Source organism: Saccharothrix ecbatanensis (assembly GCF_014205015.1).
Taxonomy (GTDB): Bacteria; Actinomycetota; Actinomycetes; order Mycobacteriales; family Pseudonocardiaceae; genus Actinosynnema; species Actinosynnema ecbatanense.
Genome location: NZ_JACHMO010000001.1, coordinates 3,250,466 through 3,271,656, shown reverse-complemented (window position 1 = coordinate 3,271,656; position 21,191 = coordinate 3,250,466). Strand labels below are relative to the sequence as shown.

16 protein-coding genes are annotated in these 21,191 nt (G+C 70.6%); 11 read left to right on the top strand and 5 right to left on the bottom strand.

The genetic code is table 11. The annotated features are described in order from the left end of the window. Positions 1-2: 2 nt before the first annotated feature. Positions 3-1,571: a hypothetical protein gene (locus F4560_RS13975; RefSeq protein ID WP_184920197.1), complete on the bottom strand. Its 1,569-nt coding sequence runs from the start codon at positions 1,569-1,571 to the stop codon at positions 3-5. 399 nt (positions 1,572-1,970) lie between these two features. On the opposite strand from F4560_RS13975, the gene F4560_RS13970 reads away from it, so the two are divergent. From F4560_RS13970 to F4560_RS13960, 3 genes are all read left to right on the top strand, one after another. Further along, on the top strand, positions 1,971-2,789 hold the full coding sequence (locus F4560_RS13970) for a lipase family protein (RefSeq protein WP_184920195.1): 819 nt from the start codon (positions 1,971-1,973) through the stop codon (positions 2,787-2,789). A gap of 71 nt (positions 2,790-2,860) precedes the next feature. Then, positions 2,861-3,643, top strand: a complete 783-nt coding sequence (locus F4560_RS13965) for a GNAT family N-acetyltransferase (protein ID WP_184920193.1) — start codon at positions 2,861-2,863, stop codon at positions 3,641-3,643. Continuing rightward, positions 3,643-4,524: a lysophospholipid acyltransferase family protein gene (locus tag F4560_RS13960; protein ID WP_184920191.1), complete on the top strand. Its 882-nt coding sequence runs from the start codon at positions 3,643-3,645 to the stop codon at positions 4,522-4,524. Before F4560_RS13965 ends, F4560_RS13960 begins: the two co-directional genes overlap by 1 nt. 255 nt (positions 4,525-4,779) lie before the next feature. Here the strand turns inward: F4560_RS13960 and F4560_RS13955 are convergent, their stop codons facing one another. Both F4560_RS13955 and F4560_RS13950 read right to left on the bottom strand, forming a co-directional pair. Then, on the bottom strand, positions 4,780-5,028 hold the full coding sequence (locus tag F4560_RS13955; RefSeq protein ID WP_184920189.1) for a hypothetical protein: 249 nt from the start codon (positions 5,026-5,028) through the stop codon (positions 4,780-4,782). A gap of 360 nt (positions 5,029-5,388) precedes the next feature. Next, positions 5,389-5,799 (bottom strand): hypothetical protein, encoded by a 411-nt coding sequence (locus F4560_RS13950; RefSeq protein WP_184920188.1) that lies wholly within the window; start codon positions 5,797-5,799, stop codon positions 5,389-5,391. Between the two features lie 514 nt (positions 5,800-6,313). Between F4560_RS13950 and F4560_RS13945 the strand changes: the two genes are divergently transcribed. From F4560_RS13945 to F4560_RS13920, 6 genes are all read left to right on the top strand, one after another. Beyond that, positions 6,314-7,411, top strand: a complete 1,098-nt coding sequence (locus F4560_RS13945; RefSeq protein WP_184920186.1) for a polyprenyl synthetase family protein — start codon at positions 6,314-6,316, stop codon at positions 7,409-7,411. 28 nt (positions 7,412-7,439) lie between these two features. Then, positions 7,440-8,102 carry an ABC transporter ATP-binding protein gene (locus F4560_RS13940; RefSeq protein WP_312869301.1) on the top strand — a complete coding sequence of 221 codons (663 nt, stop codon included), beginning with the start codon at positions 7,440-7,442 and terminating at the stop codon, positions 8,100-8,102. Further along, positions 8,099-9,181 (top strand): ABC transporter permease, encoded by a 1,083-nt coding sequence (locus F4560_RS13935; protein WP_184920184.1) that lies wholly within the window; start codon positions 8,099-8,101, stop codon positions 9,179-9,181. Before F4560_RS13940 ends, F4560_RS13935 begins: the two co-directional genes overlap by 4 nt. Beyond that, positions 9,178-9,372 carry a hypothetical protein gene (locus tag F4560_RS13930; RefSeq protein ID WP_184920182.1) on the top strand — a complete coding sequence of 65 codons (195 nt, stop codon included), beginning with the start codon at positions 9,178-9,180 and terminating at the stop codon, positions 9,370-9,372. Before F4560_RS13935 ends, F4560_RS13930 begins: the two co-directional genes overlap by 4 nt. 315 nt (positions 9,373-9,687) lie before the next feature. Further along, entirely contained in the window at positions 9,688-10,869 is a 1,182-nt protein-coding gene (locus F4560_RS13925) for a geranylgeranyl reductase family protein (protein WP_184920179.1), read from the top strand. Positions 10,870-10,973: 104 nt separating this feature from the next. Beyond that, a complete protein-coding gene (locus F4560_RS13920; RefSeq protein ID WP_184920177.1) occupies positions 10,974-17,159 on the top strand; it encodes a type I polyketide synthase in 6,186 nt (2,061 codons plus the stop codon). Between the two features lie 271 nt (positions 17,160-17,430). On the opposite strand, the gene F4560_RS13915 is transcribed toward F4560_RS13920, so the two are convergent. After that, entirely contained in the window at positions 17,431-17,976 is a 546-nt protein-coding gene (locus F4560_RS13915; protein WP_184920175.1) for a hypothetical protein, read from the bottom strand. Positions 17,977-18,160: 184 nt separating this feature from the next. Between F4560_RS13915 and F4560_RS13910 the strand changes: the two genes are divergently transcribed. Then, a complete protein-coding gene (locus tag F4560_RS13910; protein WP_184920173.1) occupies positions 18,161-19,384 on the top strand; it encodes a hypothetical protein in 1,224 nt (407 codons plus the stop codon). A 230-nt stretch (positions 19,385-19,614) separates the two neighbouring features. On the opposite strand, the gene cynS is transcribed toward F4560_RS13910, so the two are convergent. After that, entirely contained in the window at positions 19,615-20,064 is a 450-nt protein-coding gene (gene cynS, locus F4560_RS13905; protein ID WP_184920171.1) for a cyanase, read from the bottom strand. A 191-nt stretch (positions 20,065-20,255) separates the two neighbouring features. Between cynS and F4560_RS13900 the strand changes: the two genes are divergently transcribed. Next, positions 20,256-21,110 carry a formate/nitrite transporter family protein gene (locus tag F4560_RS13900; RefSeq protein ID WP_184920169.1) on the top strand — a complete coding sequence of 285 codons (855 nt, stop codon included), beginning with the start codon at positions 20,256-20,258 and terminating at the stop codon, positions 21,108-21,110. Positions 21,111-21,191 lie beyond the last annotated feature (81 nt).

Sequence of the window (21,191 nt, the reverse complement as noted above, 5' to 3'; positions counted from 1 at the left end):
GCTCAATAGCTGCTGGCGAACACGCTGAGGTCGTAGGCGCCTGCTTCCGGGACCTCCACGTCGAACGTGAGCACTACGTCGGAGCCGGTGCGCAGACCGCCGACGTTGTAGAGGTTCGAGGTGGCGAACTTGCCGACGTTGCGCGGACTGCCCTCGGGGCCGTTGCGGCTCCAGCCGGTGCCGGTGTGCGCGGCATCCTCGGCCTCGTAGGTCTTCTGCCACCGCGTGCTCGCCCCGGCGGTCGTGCCGCGGCCGGCCGGGCTGATGATCACCTGGTATGCCGACATCTCCTTCAGGTCGGTGAACGGCAGGACCAGGCTGCCGTCGCCGGCCACGGTGCGCACGGTCTCGAGCAGCCGCCGCGGCGCGGGGGAGTCGCCGAGCTGCCCCGTCCACGGGATCTCTTCCACGGTGACGTGCACCCGGTCGCCGAACAGACCGCGGTCGACGTTGGTGAAGCGCACGTCGGCGGAGCCGTCCGCGCCGCCGAGGATGGTGCGCGACTGCCTCTTGCCGCGGTCGACCGTGGCCACGCCCTGAAGGGTGTACTGCTGCCCGGGGTTCGGAGGGGTCACGCGGACCGTGTCGCCGCTCATCCGACCGTAGGCGTTGAACAGCCACCACTGGCCGTTGGCCTTGTTGGCCTCGGCGACCGAGTCGTTGAGGTTGCCGTCGATGTTCCAGTACGCCAGGTCGCCGTCCACCTTGGACTCTTCCAGCGCGGAGATCCACTGGATCATCTGACCGGGCACCGAGAGGTGGTAGCGGTAGGCGTACTCGTTGATGTTGACGGGCAGCGGACCGATGCCCAGCTCCCGTTCCCACGAGCGGTACTTGGCGACACTGTTGCGCACCTTGTCCGGCGACGAGAGCTCGTGCCAGGTGATCACGTCGGGCATGCAGTCGTTCGCCTTGCAGTACTCCAGGAAGCCCTTCACCTGGTCGTACAGCACGCTGGTGTTGGGTCCGGCGATGCGGGCGCCGGGGTCCAGCCGCTTGATCAGGTCGTAGAGCTGCTTCCACTCCTCGAAGTAGGCGCGTGGGTCGCGCAGCCAGCTGACCTTGTCGTAGCTGTGCTGGCCGGTGCCGTAGAAGTTGCCTTCCGGCTCGTTGAAGGGCACGTAGACGATGTGGTCACGGTGCGGCGACCCCACCACCTGGCGGACTTGGGCCTCGATCTTGGTCCGGTAGTCGTCGCGACCGGCCTGGCCGGGCTGCCGCTGGTACGGGAAGCCCCGGTAGACGTCGGTCATGTAGATGTAGACGTCACGGCCGCCGTTGGCCACGAAGGGCTCGACCACTTCCAGCGCGTCGGCGCCGGGGTGCTGCGGGCCGTCCTGCGACTTGGTGGACAGGGTCTTGGGGTAGAAGCCCGCGAGCACGGCGTCGCTGGGCACGCCGGGGCCGTAGACGCCGTAGAGGGAACCTGCGGCACCGCCGTGGAAGGCGCCGGTGCTGGCGCCGAGGTCGACGGTCAGGGTGTCGGTGGCCGCCGAGGCGGCGCTGGGGGACAGGGCGCACGCGGCCAGGACAGCGGCCAGCGCCAAGGGCAGAGTTCGCCGTTGAACCATGGGGACTCCGGGGAAGGTGGGGGACAAGAGTCGAACCGGTTCGAGCGGTTTAGACGCTACGGCTACTGGAAGTCGCAGCGCAACGGTCTCTCGGTTGGTCGAACCGATTCGACCAACGAACGGACGTACGGGAGCGAGGAGAGCCCACCTTGGGCGACAGCGAGGAGCGCGTCATGCCCGAGGACCTGATCGGATGCAGACCGGCCGCCCCGAGGAGCGTTGGGACGCGTCACCGACCGGTTCGGATTCCGCTTGGTGAACACGAACAGGGTGAGAGAGCGCCTCGGTGGGGTGAAGGACCGGCTGTGCGGTGGTGGGTCGGGTAGGGGCACAGGTAGGCAGGAAGTGCGGGCGGGATCGTCGCCGCCATGCGACCTGTTGCCTTCGTGAGGATGGATGATGTCTGCGCCGACGCTGAACCACCAGGCCACCGGGTACGACGCCCGCCAGGCGTACTGCATGGCCAAGGCCGCCGAGTTGGCCTACCAGGACCGGGAACAGATCGAGGCGACCGCCGCCGAGTGGGGGTTCGACCGGGTCCGCCACCACCACTCGACGTTCTCGCCGCCGTTCGCGCTCAGCGACACCCAGGCGTACACGATGGCCAGTCCGACGATGATCGTCACCGCGTTCCGCGGCACGGAGCCGGTCCAGTTGCGGGACTGGCTGTCGGATACGACCACTCCGCCGTGGCCGGGTCCGGCGGGCACCGGTCTGGTCCACTACGGGTTCGCCGAGGCGCTGCGGGCGGTGATGCCGTCCGTGCTCGCGGCCGTGGAGGAGCTGCGTGATGCCGAGCAGACTGTGTGGTTCACCGGGCACAGCCTCGGTGGTGGGCTGGCGATGCTGGCCGCGGCTTGGCTGCACTTCGAGGACCCCAGGCTCTCGGCCCAGGGCGTCTACACCTTCGGCCAGCCCCGCACCTGCGACCGCTCCTTGGCCTCCGCCTACGACAAGGCCCTGAAAGGGCGCACGTTCCGGGTGGTCAACAACAACGACATCGTCGCCCAGGTCCCGCCCGAGCCGGTGTTCCACCACGTCGCGTCGCTGCGCTACATCGACTCCTCCGGCCGGGTCCGCGAGTCCATGCCCGCGGTGTCCAACCTGCTCGACCGCGGCAAGGGCATGATGGCCGACCCGCTCGCCCCCGCCGGCGACGGGATGCGGGACCACCTGATGAAGGCGTACGTGGCCGCCTTGGAGAAGAACCTGCCCTGACTGCCGATTCCCTCGGCCGGTCGGGGAACGGGTTGTCCCGGGTGGGACCTGAGCAGATAGGGCCGAAGGCCATGGCACAGTCGCCACCGCTGGCGGACACTCCTGTCGGCAACGCGCAACCGCTGGTCGCGACCGGCCGGTACTCGTTGTTCGTCGCGAGCACACCCGCGGACGTCGACGCCGTGCAGCGCCTGCGGTACCTGGTGTTCGCCGAGGAACTGGGCGCGCGGCTGCACGGTTCCCCACCGGGCCGGGACATCGACGAGTTCGACGAGTTCTGCGACCACCTCCTCATCCGGGACGACGCGACGGGCGAGGTCGTCTCGACCTACCGGATGCTGCCGCCCGACCGGGCCGCTCGGGCGGGCCGCCTGTACTCCGAGACGAACTTCGACCTCACCGCACTGGCCCCGTTGAGGCCCGCTCTGGTCGAAGCCGGCCGTGCCTGCGTCCACTCCGAGCACCGCACGGGCACGGTGGTCGGCCTCATGTGGGCGGGCATCGCGCGCTACATGGTCCACAGCGGACACCGGTACCTGGCCGGGTGCGCCACGGTGCCACTCCGCGACGGCGGCGGACAGGCGGCGGGTGTCTGGGACCTGGTGCGCGCCAAGCACTACGCCCAGTACGAGCATAGGGTCCACCCGCGGCAGGAGTGGCGGGCCGAGGATGTCACCCGCCCTGCGCGCATCACGGTTCCGCCTCTGCTCAAAGGGTATTTGCGGTTGGGCGCCCAGGTGTGCGGCAGGCCGGCGCACGATCCGGACTTCGACGGCGCCGACCTGTTCGTGCTGCTGTCGTTGGAGCGCGTCGATCAGCGCTACCTCCGGTTCTTCCTGGGCGAGCCGGCCTGATGCACGAGGACGCGGTGTTCACGCGGCCGGCCAGTCACCCCTGGATGCCCGCCTCCCCCTGCGGCGCGCACTGCCTGCCCTGTCCGCACGAGCACCCGGGAATCGGGGCGGCGCGGTCGACGGTGCGGTTGACGGCCACCGCGGCGATGATCGCCCTGCGGATCCTGATCTCGCTGCTCTACCCCGCGCTGGGCCACCGAACGCGCCGGGCGGTCGACCGTGCGTGGTCCCGCCTCGCCCTGCGGGCCATGGGCATTCGGCTCGTGGTGCGCGGCGAGCAGCCCGCGCGGTGGCAGCGCCTGCTCGTGGTGTGCAACCACCGCTCGTGGCTGGACGTGATCGCGCTCAACGCCGTGCGGCCGACGACCATGCTGGCCAACGTGGACGTCCGCGGCTGGCCGCTGCTCGGCTGGATCGCCGCGGCGGCGGGCACGGTCTTCATCGACCGCACACGGCTGTCAGCGCTGCCCGGCACCGTCGCCCGGCTCGCCGGGATACTGCGCGACGGCAGCGCCGTGACGGTGTTCCCCGAAGGGACCACCCGATGCGGCGTGGACACCGGTCACTTCCGCCACGCTCCGTTCCAGGCGGCCTTGGACGCCGGAGCCGCCGTGCGCCCGGTAGCGCTGCGCTTCCTGACCGGCGGGCACCCGACCAGCGCCCCGGCGCTCGTCGGCGAGGTGGAGTTCTGGGATTCGATGCGCCGCGTGTGCGCGATGCGCGACCTGGTCATCGAGCTGGAGGTGATGCCCGACCTGCCCGCCCGCTCGTCGGCGAGCCGACAGGAGCTGGCAGCGCTCGCCGAGTCCGTTGTCGTCGCGGCACTGCACCGGAACGAGTCACCCGTCCAGGCTCTGTCGAGGGTGGCGCCGCGGACCTGAGCGGACCGCGGCAGCCACAGGTTCAACGTGTCCGACGGGGCGTCCAGCCGGCACACACGTTCTGGTCGAGTCCGACGCGCGCGTCGAAACGGAAGAAACGAGGACAGGGCGTCGTACCCGCCGGGGAATGACCCCGGCTGTCGCAAGTCATCACGCTGTCCGACCGCGGCCATCCCGCCTTACGCCGTTCGCCGCCGCTCGTTCGCGTTGGACCGTGGTGATCGCCGGGCAGGTCGTGCCGGCGCCCGGCGGCGGTTACGAGGTCTGGTGCGGGTTCTGGGTCGGGCCGAACACCGTCGAGAGCAGGGTGGCCAGGGTCGACAGCGGCACCGGGTCGTCGGTGAGGTCACGGTGGGTCCGGCGCGCGTACAGCACCTGGTCGTAGGGCAGGCGCAGATCGGCGTGCGGGCGGGGCAGCATCACGCGGTCGGCGTCGGGGTGCTCGGTGAACATGGTGTGCTGCGGCTCGTCCTCGGCCGCCGCGGCGGTGTCCGGTTGCTCCACCGTGTCCGCCTGCCCGTGGCCCCTGAGGTGCTGCGGTTGCGGGTGGTGGCAGCGCTGGAGGTCGGGTAGGTGGAGGGGCTATCGGCAGGCTGCTGAGATGTTCGGGTCTCGGTGCGACCGGCGCCCGGTCCACCGCGGCAAAGCCGTCCGGATCTGGCTCGACGCCAACGCTGACCGACTCGCCCACGAGACCCGCCGTTTCCTACGCCGTAGCCCAATCTCCTTGCGTGCAGCCAGTCGACGAACCCGTGGGCGGCGTCGGTGCGGATCAGCAGCCGCCGGAAAGCAGCGGACCACACCGCTGACACCCCACCCACCGATTCGCGGTCGATGGGTGGGGTGTCAGGACGTCAGGTCACATCACCTCTTGACCCACAGGACGTCGTCGTCGTCGCACCACCAGTCGTCCCAGCGGCCGAGGACGACGCCGGTGGCGCCGGTGCTCTCGCACAGGAGGTAGTTCGGGTAGTCCCGGTAGCGCTCCCACTCGTGATCGTCTTCCGGTGTGTCGACGGTGGTGGGTTCGTTCGCCGCCGAGGTCGCCGCCGAGGTCGTCGCCGACGCAGTTCCGGCGGAGAACACCGCGGACAGCGCCAAGGCGGCTGCCGCGGCGAGGAAGGTCGCAGCACGTTTCATGAGGAACTCCTTCGTGTCGTGGTCGTAGCCGGCCCGCCACCAGGTGGTGGTCGGGTCGTGAGGGGCCGCTCCTCGCCGGTCGGTCGACGTGGCGGCGGTGATGAGCGATGCGTGCAGTACGCCCGAGGGAGTCATGGGAGGTCCTCGGGCAGGGGGAGGCATGGCGGTCATCCGCCGTACGGGGTCGGTGCGCGGCCCGGATCCGGCGTCGGTCATGGCGACCCCCATGTGTGGGAAGTGAAGGAATGGCCCCGCGCGGAAAGTCGGGAAAACGGATCGACTCGAAACTGCCACACCATCCAGCGCCTCATCAACCGCGGACGCCGCTTTTCATACTGATAGGGAGTCCGGCGTTACACTGATGGGTAGGTGTGGGCAAGTGAAATCGGTGGGTGTGCTGCGCAGCGTGGAGAAAAACGCCGCTGGCCACGGCCTCGTGACGGGCTGTTCTCGATAACCGCAGCTCAGCGCATGGATCACTGACTCGAACGGGCAGTCGGGGCGTGCAGCGATTGCGGCGCTCCCGGACGTGCTGTTAATTTTCGAGTTGTCCGGGATATTGCCGGGAAGGGCTTTCCCGGATTCGGTTCGTCGCAGGTCATCACGTCGTCCCCGCCGTTTTCGCAGAGTCAATGCAAGTGGAGGAAACATGACGATCGGCACCTTGACCGACCAGCGCGCCGGACTGGCGAGGGCGCATCAGCTCGACCTGCACCGGGTACGCGACCGGGTGGACACCGCGTTGGACCGATTCCTGGACTACAAGGTGCGCACAGCGCCGGACATGTGCCTGCCACCGCTGATCGACGCTCTGCGGGACTTCATCGAAGGCGGGAAGCGGCTGCGGCCGTTGTTCCTCTACTGCGGGTGGGCTGCGGCGGGCGACCAGGTCGACGACGAGGTCGCGGTGCGGGTCGGGGTGGCGATGGAGCTGTTCCACTCCTTCGCGTTGATCCACGGCGATGTCGTGGACTCCGCGGAGGTCCGCCGGGGCAAGCCGACGGTGCACCGGATGCTGGCGGACCACTTCAACGCGCCGGCGAACTGGCGGTCGGCCCAGCGGTTCGGTATGAGCACGGCGGTCCTGCTCGGGGACTTGTGCTGCGTGTGGTCGGATGAGGTCTTCGCCGAGGCGGCGCTGGAGGAGGGCCGTCGTCGCGAGGCCGCCGCGCTGCTGCACGTGATGCGCACCGAGTTGATCGCGGGCCAGTACCTCGACCTGGCCGCGGAGTCGCACAACCCGTTGCGGGACGCGTGGCGGGTCGTCCGGATGAAGACGGCGCGGTACTCCGTGGAACTGCCGCTGCGGGTCGGTGCGGTGCTGGGTGGCGCCGACCGGCGGACCCTGGACGTGTGCCGCGCCTACGGGCGGCCGGTCGGCGAGGCGTTCCAGCTGCGTGACGACCTGCTGGGTGTGTTCGGGGACCCGGAGGTGACGGGCAAGTCCGATCTGGACGACCTGCGCAGGGGCAAGGGGACGGTGCTGATGGCCCTGGCGTGGAAGCACGCCACGACCGCTCAACGCGAGCTGATCGTGGCATTGCACGGCAAACCCGATCTGAACCACGACGAGGCCCAGCGGTTGCGCCAGGTGATCGTGGCGACCGGGGCTAAAGCCGATGTGGAGCGTCTGATCAGCTCGCGCGCGGAACGGGCCTTGGCCGTGCTGGACGTCGCGCCGGTGGCGCCGGAGGTCAAGCGGGCGCTGACCGAGCTGGCGACCGCCGCCACCTGTCGGAACCGCTGAGCGCGGCGCACCGCGAGAAAGGATCTTCGTGTCCACTGAGGACTTCACCTTGCAAGCGGTCGACGTGCACAAGGCGTTCGGTCCGAGACGGGTCCTGGAGGGCGTCGACTTCGCCCTGCGGCCAGGGGAGATCATGGGGATCATCGGTGAGAACGGCGCCGGCAAGACGACCCTGCTGCGGATCCTGGCGGGCGAGCTGAAACCCGACCGCGGTTCGGTCGCGCACCGCGATCGACTGGGCTACTGCCCGCAGCGAATCGTGCTCAACGACGAGTTGACCGTCGACCAGCACCTGCGCTACTTCCGCAGCGCCTACCACCTCGACAGCCTGGACCGCGCCGAAGAACTGGTGGAGCGACTGGACCTCGCCAAGTACCGGCGTGCCAGGGCGGGCGTCCTCAGCGGCGGCACGCGGCAGAAGCTGAACCTGGTGCTCGCGCTGATGCACGACCCCGGCGTCGTGCTGATGGACGAGCCGTACCAGGGCTTCGACTGGGACAACTACCTGACGTTCTGGTCGATCACCGGCGAGCTGCGCGACCGCGGCCAGTCCGTGCTCGTCATCTCGCACATCGCCCACGACCTGGAGCGGTTCGACCGCATGTCCCGACTGCGGGCGGGCCGCGTGGTGGCGGAGCAGCCATCCGTGCCCTTGCCCGTGCCGAGGACGAGGAAGGCGGCGGCGACGTGACCGCAGCGCGGTCGTTGCCGGAACGGGTGAAGGACGCGTGGGCGTCTCTCGACGACCGCACGACGTGGCACGTGTTGTTGCTGAAGGGGATCGCCTTCGAGATCGCGCAGCACGCCCGCAACCGACTGGCCCTGGGGTTGGTCGTGTTCTTCATCCCGTTCTGGTTGGCCCTGGTGTCCTCGATCATCCCGGGGGAGCCGATCGACTTCCACTCCTGGGTGCTGCGCAACGCGCTGCGGGTCGACGCGAACGAACTGGCCATGATCACCGGCGGCATCAACGCGGTCACGTTGATCGTCGGGTTCATGATGTTCACGTCGATGCGCCGGTCGAGCGACTTCGACCAACGGCTGGTGTACGCCGGCTACCCGAGGTGGTGCCTGCTGCTGGCGAAGGCGGTCGGGCTGCTGCTGATGGCCGGTCTGGTCGCCCTGTACGCGGGCGTGTTGATGACGGTGTTCTGGGATCCGGTGCAGCCCTGGTTGCTCGGCTTCGGGCTCTTCATCGGCGGGCTGACCTACGGCGGGCTGGGCATCGTCATGGGACTCGTCGTGTCCAACGAGCTGGCCGGCATGTTCGTGATCATCATGATCAGCCTCGTCGACGCGATGGTGCAGAACCCGATCACCAACCCGGCGTCGGACCTCGACCTGATGAGGTTCCTGCTTGCCTACGGCGCGATGCAGGCCGGCGCCGTCGCCGGGTTCACCGACCGGGGGGCGACAGCCCACGCGCTGATCGGCCTGGTGTGGCTGGCGGTGTTCGCGGTCATCGGCTTCGCGGCCTTCCACCGGCGCACCAAGGACCACACCCGGCACACCCCGGAGGTCCGGGAGCACGCGATGGTCACCTTGAGCAGTCACGCCGACGGGTCGCTCGCGGTGCGGTCGCTCGCCGGTCCGATCATCCTGTGCACGCAGTTGTCGCAATGCCCGGCGGAGTGTTCCGCACCCGTGCCGCCCCCCGCTGCCCGGCCACGCGGCTCGCGCGGCAGGGCGGCCTCGCCGTCCAAGGAGGACGGCGCCACCAGACCCCGCACTGCGAACAGTGCGGTGGAGCGAACGAAGGAGATGACATGAATCGCATTACACGAGCGGTCGGTCTGGTCGCAGCGGGGCTGCTGCTGTCGGCCACCCACGCCAACGCCGAGCCGGTGAACGGCCGGACGGGCTACGACGCAGTCGCGGGCCAGGTGCTCACCGCCACGTGCGTGATGGTGGTCAGCCCGGCCGGTCCGGTGCTGACGGTGTACTGCCCACCGCGAGGATGACCTGACGGCGGTAGTCCTGGTGGACCGCGGCCACCGGACGACCGCGCTCGACCGCGCTCGACCGCACATTTCCGCATCACGCAGAGTGATGTCAGAACTCCCGATTTGACGATTCACCGGTCCCTACCGGCTTCATTGTCCTCGTCGGTTCAGCGCCGACCTCCATGTCGTTGTTACGTTCCAGCCGATCGCCGCTTCCATCGCCCGATGACCGTTGAGCGGGTGACGGCGATCGCCCGGACCACGGGCGGAACGAGCTTGTGACCCTTTCGGGGTGCCCAATCGTGCCCTCTCTCCATTGTGGACGGTGATCGGATGACAGCGGGTGGATCAGACGGGAAGCCGTGGGACGTGGTGGTCGTCGGCGCGGGTCCGGCCGGCGCGACCGCGGCCCGTGTAGCGGCGGAAGCGGGGTGCGACGTGCTCCTGCTCGAACGTGCCGCCGTGCCGCGGTACAAGACGTGCGGCGGCGGGCTGATCGGGTGTTCGCAGGCGTTCCTGCCGGCAGACCTCGGCGTCACGATCCGCGACGAGGTCGAGTCGATCACGTTCGGGCTGCGGGGGCGCCGTGAGCGCACCTTCGGCTCCACCGCGGCAGTCCGGTGCAGGATGGTGTTCCGCGACGAGCTGGACGCGGCGCTCACCAAGGCCGCGGCCGAAGCCGGTGCCGTGGTGCGGGACCGGACCGCCGTGGCGGCGCTGGAGGACGTGCCGGGCGAGGTCGTCGTGCGCACCGGTGGCGGCGAGCGGATCCGCGCACGCGCGGTGGTGGGCGCGGACGGCAGCGCCAGTCGGGTGGGCCGCCACGTCGGGGTGCGCTGCGAGCAGGTGGACTTGGCGCTCGAGGTCGAGGTGCCGGTCGATCCGCGTGACGCGGCGGCGTGGCGCGGCCGGATGCTGATGGAGTGGGGGCCGCTGCCCGGTTCGTTCGGGTGGGTCTTCCCCAAGGGCGACATCTGCACGGCCGGTGTGGTCGCCGCTCGCGGCCAGGGCGAGGCGACGAAGGCGTACATGCGGGAGTTCCTGGAACGCCATCGCTTGGCGGACCGGACTCCGCTGCACGACACCGGCCACCTCACGAGGTGCCGCCACCCCGGGTCGCCGCTGGCGCGTGGCCGCACGATCGTGGCCGGTGACGCCGCCGGGTTGTGCGATCCGTGGTCCAGGGAAGGGATTTCCTTCGCGCTGCGCTCGGGCCTGTGGGCAGGCGACGCGGCAGCGGGCATCGCGAGAGCGTCGCAGCAGGCGGACCTGGAACGGGCGCTTGCCGCCTACACCGGCGCGGTCCGCTCCATCCTGGAGGTCGAGATGCGGGCCTCCCGTGACGTCATGGACGTGTTCTCGAAGCGCCCCACCCTGTTCCACACCGCGCTGACCGCCACGCCCGTGGCGTGGCGTGGGCTCGACTCGTACCTTGGCGGAGAAACCACTATCCCGGCACTGCTGGGCACGCCGATCGCACGCACGGCCCTCAAGGCGCTCAAGTTCTTCGCCTGAGTCCGGCCACGGCAATCTCCCACGTGGCGCGCCCGCGACGAACCCACGGTGAGTCACCCCCCGTTGTTCCCACCCGAAACCGAAGGCCACGAAAGGAAAATGGCATGGACGAAAACATTCCAGGCACCTCGCGGCAGACGCCGGTGGCGATCATCGGCACGGCGTGCAGGACACCGGGCGGGGTAACGTCGGCGGCTGGGCTGTGGCAGTTGCTGCTGGACCGGCGCGACGCCGTGATCGGCTCGGATCCCGGCGCGAGATGGTCGGACACCGAGCGCGTGGTCCCGGCCGACCTCGCGGACTCGGCCGCCTTGCGCAGCGGCTCCTTCCTCGACGACATCGAGGAGTTCGACCCCGGTTTCTTCGGCATACCCGCCTGCGAGGCGGCCAGCGTGGATCCGCAGCACCGGCTGTTGATGGAGACCACCTGGGAAGCGCTGGAGGACTCCAACATCCCCCCGCGTTCGCTGGCGGGATCGCGGACCGGCATGTTCATCGGCATCTCCGGCGCCGACTACGCCAAGCGGTTCACGCTGGCGGACTTCAACGTGTACCACGGCATCTCGGCGGTCCCGTCGGGCGCGCCGGGGCGGATCTCCTACATCCTCGACGTCAACGGGCCGTCCCTGGCGGTGGACGGCGCCTGCGCCTCCTCCCTGATCGCGGTGCACCTGGCGTGCCGCTCGCTGCACAACGGCGAGTCCGACCTGGCCCTGGCGGGCGGCGCCACCGTGCAGCTGGAGTGGGGCGGTCTCATCGGGTTCGCCCGCGCCGGGGCGCTGTCCTCGCGCGGGCGGTGCGCGGCCTTCGACGAGAGCGCGGACGGCTTCGTGCGCGGTGAGGGTTGCGGAATGGTCGTGCTGAAGCGATTGGCCGACGCGCGGCGCGACGGGGACCACGTGCTGGCGGTGGTCAGCGGAACGGCGATCAACCACGCCGGGCGGGTGCAGGGCATCACGCAGCCCTCCCGCGCGGCCCAGCGCGAGGTCATCAAGGCGGCGTTGCGCTCCGCGGGCGTCACCCCTGGCGACATCGGCTACGTGGAGGCACACGGCACGGGCACCGCGGTCGGCGACCCGATCGAGTTCGCCGCGCTCTCCGACACCTACGGCAGGTCCGGCGAGCCGTGCGCGTTGGGCTCGTTGAAGACCAACGTCGGCCACCCGGAGAGCGCGGCCGGTGTGCTCGGGCTCATCAAGGCCGCGCTGGCGGTGCAGCGGGGGACCATCCCGGCGAACCTCCACTTCACCCGGTGGAACCCCCGGATCGACGCCGACGGCACCCGCTTCTTCGTGCCGACCGGCACCACGACGTGGGACAGCCCGGATCGGCCGCGCCGCGCCGGGGTGTCGGCGTTCGGGGTGACCGGGGCGAACGCGCACGCCATCGTCGAACAGGCCCCACCCGCGCCGACGCCGGTCCACCGCCCGCCCACCCGGCCGGACCGGGTGGCGGTGTACCCGGTGTCGGCCGCCTCACCGGGCGGGCTGGCCGCCACGGCACGCCGACTGGCGGAGCACGTGGAGGCGGCGACCGACCCCTTGGCGGATGTCGCGCACACGCTCGCCGCGCACCGCAGCCACCTGTCCTCGCGCGCCTGCGTGGTCGCACGTGACCGCGAGGGTCTGGTGGGAGCCCTGCGCGAGCTGGCCGGGGGACAGGACCACCCCGACGTGGTCGCCGGGGCGACCACCGATCCCGGCATGCCGGTGTGGGTGTTCTCCGGGCACGGCTCGCAGTGGGCCGGCATGGCCCGCGACCTCCTCGACCACGACCCCGCGTTCACCCGCGCGGTCGACCGGCTCGACGCCGTCGCCGGCGCGGAGGGCGTTCCGGTGCGGCGGCTGCTGGCCTCCGGCGAGCACCCGGAGCGGATGGACCTGGTCCAGCCGATGGTGTTCACGGTGCAGACGGCGCTGGCCGAGATGTGGCGGGACCGGGGACTGCGCCCGGCCGCCGTGGTGGGTCACTCGATGGGCGAGGCGGCTGCCGCGGTGGCGGCGGGCATCCTCACCCCCGAGGAGGGCATGCGCATCACGCTCGCCCGATCGTCCTTGCTCCAGCGGGTCGCGGGCGGCTGCATGGCCGTGGTGGCACTGCCCGTCGAGCAGGTCGAGGCCGAGATCGCCGACGTCACCGGCGTGTCCGTCGCGGTGGTGACCGCGCCGGCGTCCACCGTCGTCGCGGGCGACGGCCCGGCCGTGGCGGATCTGCTGCGCCGCTGGCAGGACCGCGGTGTGTTCTGCAAGCAGATCGCGGTGGTGGTGGCCGCCCACTCCCCGCAGGTCGAGCCGATCCTGGACGAAATCGCCGCCCGGACCTCCTGGCTGTCGGGCGCCCCGGCGACCGCGCCGTTCTACTCCACCGCCTTGGGCTCGCGGGAGCAGGTGGTCTTCGACAGCGCCTACTGGGCGCGGAACCTGCGCGCGCCGGTCCGCTTCGACCTGGCGTGCCGGGCACTGCTGGAGGACGGGCACCGGGTGTTCCTGGAACTGTCGCCGCACCCGCTGCTGACGCAGGCGGTGGAGGAGAACGCGCAGGCGGTGGGGGTGCCGGTGGTGACGACGGGCTCCCTCGTGCGGGACCTGGACGGGCACGAGGCGATGTGCCGCGCCGCCGCCGCCCTGCACGTGGCCGGAGTGCCGGTGGACCTCGTCGCCGTCAACGGCGGTGGGGCGCGGACCACGCTGCCGCCCACGGCTTTCGACCGCTCCCCGTACTGGCAGGAGCACGAGCACCGGGCGCGCGGCACGGCGGCGCACATGTGGCTGGGCGAGCGGTCGGCCGTGCCCGATCCGGACGCCGAGGACGGCACGCGCCACGTGTGGAGCGCCGACCTCGGCACGGATCGCGTCGACTGGTTGTCGCAGCACACGCTGCACGGCACGCCGCTCGTGCCCGGCGCCGCGTACGTCGAGCTGGTCCTGGCGGCCTCCACCGCCGTGCTGGACTGCCCGCTGGACGAGATCCGCCTGACCGACGTGCGGTTCGAGCGGATGCTGCCGCAGGCCGCGTCCGTGCCGTTGCAGGTCGCGGCCACCAAGAGCGGTCGCCGGGTGAACTTCGAGATCGTCCAGCGCGCCGGCGCCGGGTGGGACCGGGTGGCCGCGGCGACCGCCACCCGCGACGAGGGATCGGTCGACGTCCGCCCGGCGCTGCGCGTGCCCGACGCGCCGGCCGCGTCCGACGACCTGTACGCGGCGTTCCGCCGGATCGGCCTGGACACCGGACCGGTCTTCCACTCGATCACCGCCACCACCGACGACGGCGTCACCCGGCTCGACGTGCCCGTCGACGCGGAGATCCGCACCGGGGCGCCGCGGATCCACCCGGTGCTGTTCGACGGGTGCGTGCTGTCGGTCGCCGCCTGCCTGGTGCGCGGCCGTGAGGCGGACGACGGCGGACCCTGGCTGCCCACCGCGATCGGTGACGTCGTGCTGCCCGCCGACCCCGGGCGCATCACGTGGGTCCGTGCCGAGGCGTGCGACGACGGCACCACCGCGATCGGTCGCGCCGACCTCTACGACGAGGCGGGGGAGTGGGTCGGCGCGCTGGAGGACGTGACCCTGGTCCGCAACACCCGGACCTCCACCGTGCACGCGCGGCTGGACTCCAGGCTGTTCGAGATCTCCTGGTCGCAGCTCCCCCTGCCGGAGCAGCCGGTCACGTCCCGGACCGGGGACTGGGTCGTGGTCGGGGAACCCGGCGATCACGACGGCATCGCCGACCGGGTGGCGGCGGCGCTCGCGGCTACCGGGCTGCGGGTGACCGTGCAGCGGGACACCGCGGCGGTCCCCGAGCCCGGAGCGGCCGCCGTCGTGTGGTGCGCCACGGGTGACCTCGACGACCTGGACCGGGTGACGAACGTGACGGCGCTCCTGCGCGAGCACGGGCGGCACACGTCACCCACCCGGCTTTGGCTGGTCAGCCGCAACGCGCGACCCGTGCTCGACGACGACCGGGTGGACCCCGGCGTGTGCGCGTTGGGCGGGTTGCTGCGCGTGGCCGGCGTGGAGCAGCCCGAGTCGGCGGTGAGCTGGATCGACGGTGACACCGGCACGGCCGAGGACCTGGCCGACGTCGTCGCGGAGCTGACGACCGGCACCCCCGAGCCCGAGGTCGCGTGGCGCGCGGGGCAGCGGCACGTGGCCAGGTTGGCGCGCGCCCCGCTGACGGCCCGGCCGCCGCAGGGCAACCGGGAGGTCGACGCGGTCGTCGGCGAGGACGAGTTCACCCTGCGCGCGCACCCCGACGGCGGCTTGGACCTGCTGCGCCTGGTCGCGACCGACGAGCCGCTGCCCGCACCCGGTCCCGGGCAGGTGTTGGTGCGCCCTCAGGCGTGCACCGTGCACTTCCGCGAGGTGTTGATCGCGCTGGGCATCTACCCGACCGACGACGGGGTTCCGCCCGCTCTCGGCTCCGACGCCGCCGGGGTGGTGCTCGCGGTCGGCGACGGTGTCGACGATCTCGAGCCCGGCGACCTGGTCACGTCCGTGATCACGGACGGCAGCGGGTCGATGGGCTCACACTGCCTGGCCCGCGCCGACCTGACCGCGCGCGTCCCCGACGGTTTCGACCCGGTCGACATCGTCGCGTCGGTGCTCACCTACGTCACGGCGTGGCACTCGCTGCACGACCTCGCCCGGCTGCGGGAAGGCGAGACCGTGCTGGTGCACTCCGCCGCCGGCGGCACCGGGCTCGCCGCGATCGAGGTCGCCCGGCTGCTGGGCGCCGTGGTCATCGGCACCGCGGGCACCGAGGCCAAGCGCCGTTACCTGCATGAGCACGGCGTGGAGCACGTGTTCGACTCGCGGGCGCTGGACTTCGCCGAGCAGGTGCGTGAGGTCACCGGCGGCCGCGGTGTCGACGTCGTGCTCAACTCGTTGACCGGAGCCGCCATGCGGGCGTCCCTGGACCTGCTCGCCCCGACCGGGCGCTTCGTCGAGATCGGCAAGCGCGACCTGTACGACGGCGCGCGCGTGGACCTCGGCACGTTCCGGCACGGCAACACCTACACCGCCCTGGACCTCGTGCTCACCGCGAACGAGCAGCCGGCCGTGTTCCGCGCGGCGATGCTGCGGGTGCTGGACGAGATCGCGGCCGGCGCGCTGCCCCTGCTGCCCGCTCGGGTCGTACCGCTGACCGCGGCGCCGGAAGCGTTCAGGGCTCTGGCTTCCGGCGACCTCATCGGCCGCATCGCGCTCACCTTTCCCGCGGTCGGGCAGCGGATACGTGTCCACGCCCCCACCCCCGAGAACGTGGTGCGCGAGGGCGCCGCCTACATCGTCACGGGAGGCACACGCGGCCTGGGCCTGGAAGCGGCCCGTTGGTTGGCCGAAGCCGGCGCCGGTCGCGTCGTCCTCGGAGGTCGCGGTGACCTCGCTCCCGACGCCGCCACCGTGCTCGACGCGGTCGCGGCCACCGGATGTGAGGTGGAAGTCGTGCGCGGCGACGTGACCGACCCGGAGACGGCCCGACGCCTGGTCGCGGCGGCGGGAGCGGAGCTGCGGGGCGTCCTGCACACCGCCGTGGTGCTCGACGACGCGCCGCTGACGGCCATGACCCCGGACAAGCTGGCCCGCGTGTGGCACCCGAAGGTCACCGGCCTGCTGAACCTGCACCACGCCACCGAAGGGCTGCCGCTGGACTGGTTCGTCGTCTTCTCGTCCATGTCGGCGGTGCTGGGCAACCCGGGCCAGGCCAACTACGCGGCGGCCGGTTGTTGGGTGGACGCCTTCGCCCGGTGGCGACGGGATCGGGGACTGCCCACCCTGTCGGTGGACTGGGGAGCGTGGGGTGAAGCGGGGCGTGCGACGGACTTTGCCGTGCGCGGATTCGACACCCTGTCCACTTCGGACGGATTCGCCGCGCTGACCGCGCTCCTTCGACACCAACGGGTGAACACCGGAGTGTTCGACTACCAACCGGAACTGCTGTACCGCGCCTTCCCGCACGCGCTCGACAGCCCGCTCCTCGCGGAGCTGGGCACCGGCGAGGCAACCCGCCGCGATGACACGCCGCTCGACCTGCGCGGCCGTCAGCCTGGGCCGGCCCGTGCCCGCATGGTGGAGCAGGCGGTGGTGGACGCGCTCGCCACCCTGCTCGGCACCCAACCCTCGGCCGTCGCGGCCCACGCGAAGTTCACCGACCTCGGGCTGGACTCGCTCCTCGCCGTCGCCTTCACCCGCAGGCTCCACGTCGACCTGGACGTGGTCCTGACCCCGGCGGAGGTCTGGGCGCACCCGTCGCCCGCCGAACTGGCCAGCCACATCGACTCGTCGCTGGGATAGCACCCACCGCGCCGCGACCAGCGGTGGCCGGCACCTGGCTGCCGGCCACCGCTGGTCGTCGCAGCTCAGGTTTTGCGTTGCGCTGAAACAGGATCAGGCAGTCGGTCATGCAGAACACCGCCGCTGCCCACGAGACGGAACGCCCCGCTATGCGGCATGACAGCGCGTTGGCCGCTCGCTACGTTCATCCCGTTGTCGGGCTTGGCACTCGCGGTTGCGCTGTGTCCGATGGGAGCGGTGGTCCACACCCGGCGGACCACGAATGCGTTGGCTAGGGCCCGCGATGCCCACGAGGGGGTTGAGCCGCCGGGAGAGTCGAGCGCAATGGCCGCGCGAGTGTTCGGACCACGGGTGCAGGTAGCCGCAGTGTCGGCAACAGTCCCAGTTCCGCCTCGAGAACAGGGTCGACCTGGACGCAATCGCAGTCCAGGTACTCCTCCACGCCCAAGCATTGGTTTGCCAGGTCCGACTCGAAGTCCGGGGGCGCGAGCCGGGCCAGCAGGCGGATCATCGGCGAGGTGACCGAGGCGGGCCGGGCGCGGAGTTCGTCTGCCATCAACCGGGCCATGAGATTCGTCGACTCGTCCGCGCCGGATGTCGAGACCCCGTGCCGCTCGCACGCGGCGGCCACCAGCGGTTCTGTGTCCCACCCGCTCACCTGGCGGCTCAGGCCGGCCAACTCGGCGATCTCGGCATCTTCGCTGCCTTCGAGCAGCATGCTGACCGCGAGGTCCGGCCAGTCGCCCGGCTCGAAGCAACCGCAGTATTCGGCCGCCCTCGCCACCGAGAGCGCCATGCGAACCGCAGCATCATCCACCCATCCACTCTAAGCGTCCACACCGTCCGGCCCTCGATAGTCCGGCGGCCATCAGCGGATCAAGACGAACGAGGAACACGCTGAACACCAAGTCGAGGTCAGTCGGGTGACACTGCCCGATCGGGCAGCGAGACTCGCCCCATCGGGCATTGTCGCCCGACCCACCCCCGCCTAACCTGGGAAGATGGCGTTCGACCTCCAGCCCGTGCACCGGACGCCGGTCCATCGCGCAGGTCCGCGCAAGTCGCCGGCCTTGGTCGGCCCGGCCGCGAACATCCTTGCGCTGCAACGTACAGCGGGCAATCGGGCGGTCAGCGGCATTCTCGCCGTGCAACGTCAATCCGTGACGGTCGGCCCGGTGGGCGTGAACAACCGGCGGATCTCGGTGCCGATGCCTGTCGGGGTAACCCTGCAGGGCACGGTGCCGTCACGCCAGACAGTGACCTGGTCGCTGGTCGCGGGCACCGCGGCGATCGACTCGGGCACGACCATCGACACCACCGGGCGGGTGACACTCGGCGCCACGCAGCAGGGCGGCATCATCGGCATCCGCGCTGACGATCCCGGGGGCTCCGGCGCAGCCGACACCGCCGAGGTGCTCCTGATCATGGCACCGGGCAGTATCGCGTCGACGAGCGAGACCGGCGGTGCCGAGGCGCACAGCTACGGTGCGAACTTCCGGCACACGTTCGCGGCGCAGGGCGGTGGCTCCGGCGCCGGGTGCCGAGGCGGCCTGGTCAACGAGTTCTTCCCCGCCGTGCCCGACCCCATCAATACCCGGCACCGCATGCCCGACACGCCCTTCGGGCCGTTCATACTGAAGACCAACCACCCGTCGAGGGTCACCGAGGGCTGGGGGATCGACTCGTCCGGGGAGATGATCGGCCATGACGAAGTCACCATCGGCCGGGCTACGATCAATATTCGCCCATTCGTTGCGAACACCTCCAACCCGGCTCCGGCGGACATACAGTCCGCCAGTTTCAGCGTCACCCAGGACCTGCGCTCACTCGAGGTTCCGACGAACGCGTGGCGCGACGCGTTCGCCTCACCGGAGCACGTTCGAGGGCTCCGCGAAACCAGCCCCGGCGCCCCCGAGTTCTTCGTCAACGCCAACGGTGTCGAACACACCGACCCTTACACCGGCGTGGCGGCAGTGCGCAACGCACAGGCGGCCACTCCGACGGTGGCCGTGTCGACACCCGGAGCGCCGAATACCGTTGCGATCACAGCCGAATCGACGCCGACCGGCGCGCCGATCCGTTACCGGATCGTCGGCGCCGCCCTCGGCTGCCGCATCGACGCAACGACGGGCGAGCTGACGATCGGCACCCGAACGGGCACGGTCCGGGTGCGTGCGACGATCGGGAAGAGCTTCGACGAGGTCGCCGTCACGATCACTTCGTGACGGCTGTGCGTACGACCTGGACACGGTCAGGGCTGCGGTCCCTGTCCGGAGGACGCGGCGACGGGCGGTCTTGGGTGCCGACGCGCCCGTCGTGTCGTGGCTGGGGCTGGGGCCGCCCGTGGGTTCTGCGGTCGGGGCGCTGACGTTCTGGTGATGGGGTGTGCTCGCGGTGCGGCGGCTTGTGGCCTGTGGGCCGGTGGTGCTCGGCCAGGTGGCGAAGTGGGGCTCAGTCACCATCGGTAGTCGAGGAACTTGCCGTCGAAGGTGACCACCACCCTGTCGCCGTCGGGGTCCGGGCGGCGCGCGATGTCGATTTTGAAGTTGATCGCGCTCATGATGCCGTCGCCGAACTCCTCGTGGATCAGCTCCTTCAGCGCGGGCCCGTAGACGGACAGCGCCTCGACGAAGCGGTAGATCGTCGGGTCGTTCATGATGGCCGGCTCCGTGCCGCGTGCGGGCTGGCTCCGTAGGCTTTCCGCGACCGCGTCGTCCAGGTCGAGGAGACCGCAGACCGTCTGGGCCTGTTCCGGTGTCATCGGGTGCTGTCCGAGCAGGGCGGCGGTGACCCACACGACCGGGGCGCCGAGCTGGTCCGCGATCTGCGCCCAGGTCAGGCCCTTGCGCACCCGTGCGGCGACCACCAGGTCGGCGGCGTCGGACTTGCTCATGATCGGGGTCATGACGATCTCTCCTCGGTCGCGGCGTGCGCCCAGACTTCCGCAGGTTTGTTGCGGCGATGTAAACGATCACGCCGAAGTCACCCGTCCCAGGAGTGCGCCCGACGTGATGTGGTGGTCGCACAGCGGTCACAGCGAGGACACCTCCCGTGCTCAGACTCCATCACCAGTCCAACCGAAGGAGCGACGTTTCCATGACCTACGTCAACCCGGCGGAGCTCGTCCGAAAGATGATCGACGCCGGTGAGGCCAAGGCGTTCATGTCGACACGCGACACCGTCATCCGGGCGTTCATGGCCGGTGCGATCCTCGCGCTCGCCGCCGCGTTCGCGGTCACGGTCACCGTGCAGACCGGCAACGCGCTTGTCGGGGCACTGCTCTTCCCGGTCGGGTTCTGCCTCCTGTACCTGCTGGGCTTCGACCTCCTCACCGGCGTCTTCACGCTCGTTCCGCTCGCGTGGATCGACAAGCGGCCCGGTGTTCGGCTGCGCACGGTCCTGCGCAACTGGTCGCTGGTGTTCGTCGGCAACTTCGCGGGCGCGCTCGTCGTCGCGCTCATGATCGGGGTGATCGTCACCTTCGGGTTCTCGGTGGAGCCGAACGAGGTCGGGCAGCGGCTCGGCGAGATCGGGGAGAGCAGGACCCTCGGCTACGCGGAGCACGGCGCGGCCGGGATGCTGACCCTGTTCATCCGCGGTGTGCTGTGCAACTGGATGGTGTCCACCGGCGTCGTCGCCGCGATGATCTCGAATTCCGTGTCCGGCAAGGTGATCGGTATGTGGATGCCGATCATCGTGTTCTTCTACATGGGTTTCGAGCACTCGATCGTCAACATGTTCCTGTTCCCGTCCGGCCTGATGCTCGGCGGCGACTTCTCGCTCGGCGACTACCTCATCTGGAACGAGATCCCCACCGTGATCGGGAACCTGGTCGGCGGTCTCTCGTTCGTGGGGCTGACGATGTACGCGACCCACGCGCGGACTGGCCCGTCCCGCAAGAACGGCGTGTCCCCGGACGTGAAGGTGCCGGTCAAGACGACGATCGGGTGATGACGTGGTGAGGGGGTGCACCCGGTAGCGATCCTGCCCGTACTCAGTGCGGCGTTCGCGCGTGCTGGGGCATCCACCTCG

Coding starts and splice junctions, on each gene's coding strand:
- F4560_RS13975 (WP_184920197.1), bottom strand. CDS start 1,571: ATGGTTCAACGGCGAACTCTGCCCTTGGCGCTGGCCGCTGTCCTGGCC.
- F4560_RS13970 (WP_184920195.1), top strand. CDS start 1,971: ATGTCTGCGCCGACGCTGAACCACCAGGCCACCGGGTACGACGCCCGC.
- F4560_RS13965 (WP_184920193.1), top strand. CDS start 2,861: ATGGCACAGTCGCCACCGCTGGCGGACACTCCTGTCGGCAACGCGCAA.
- F4560_RS13960 (WP_184920191.1), top strand. CDS start 3,643: ATGCACGAGGACGCGGTGTTCACGCGGCCGGCCAGTCACCCCTGGATG.
- F4560_RS13950 (WP_184920188.1), bottom strand. CDS start 5,799: ATGACTCCCTCGGGCGTACTGCACGCATCGCTCATCACCGCCGCCACG.
- F4560_RS13945 (WP_184920186.1), top strand. CDS start 6,314: ATGACGATCGGCACCTTGACCGACCAGCGCGCCGGACTGGCGAGGGCG.
- F4560_RS13930 (WP_184920182.1), top strand. CDS start 9,178: ATGAATCGCATTACACGAGCGGTCGGTCTGGTCGCAGCGGGGCTGCTG.
- F4560_RS13925 (WP_184920179.1), top strand. CDS start 9,688: ATGACAGCGGGTGGATCAGACGGGAAGCCGTGGGACGTGGTGGTCGTC.
- F4560_RS13920 (WP_184920177.1), top strand. CDS start 10,974: ATGGACGAAAACATTCCAGGCACCTCGCGGCAGACGCCGGTGGCGATC.
- F4560_RS13910 (WP_184920173.1), top strand. CDS start 18,161: ATGGCGTTCGACCTCCAGCCCGTGCACCGGACGCCGGTCCATCGCGCA.
- cynS (WP_184920171.1), bottom strand. CDS start 20,064: ATGACCCCGATCATGAGCAAGTCCGACGCCGCCGACCTGGTGGTCGCC.
- F4560_RS13900 (WP_184920169.1), top strand. CDS start 20,256: ATGACCTACGTCAACCCGGCGGAGCTCGTCCGAAAGATGATCGACGCC.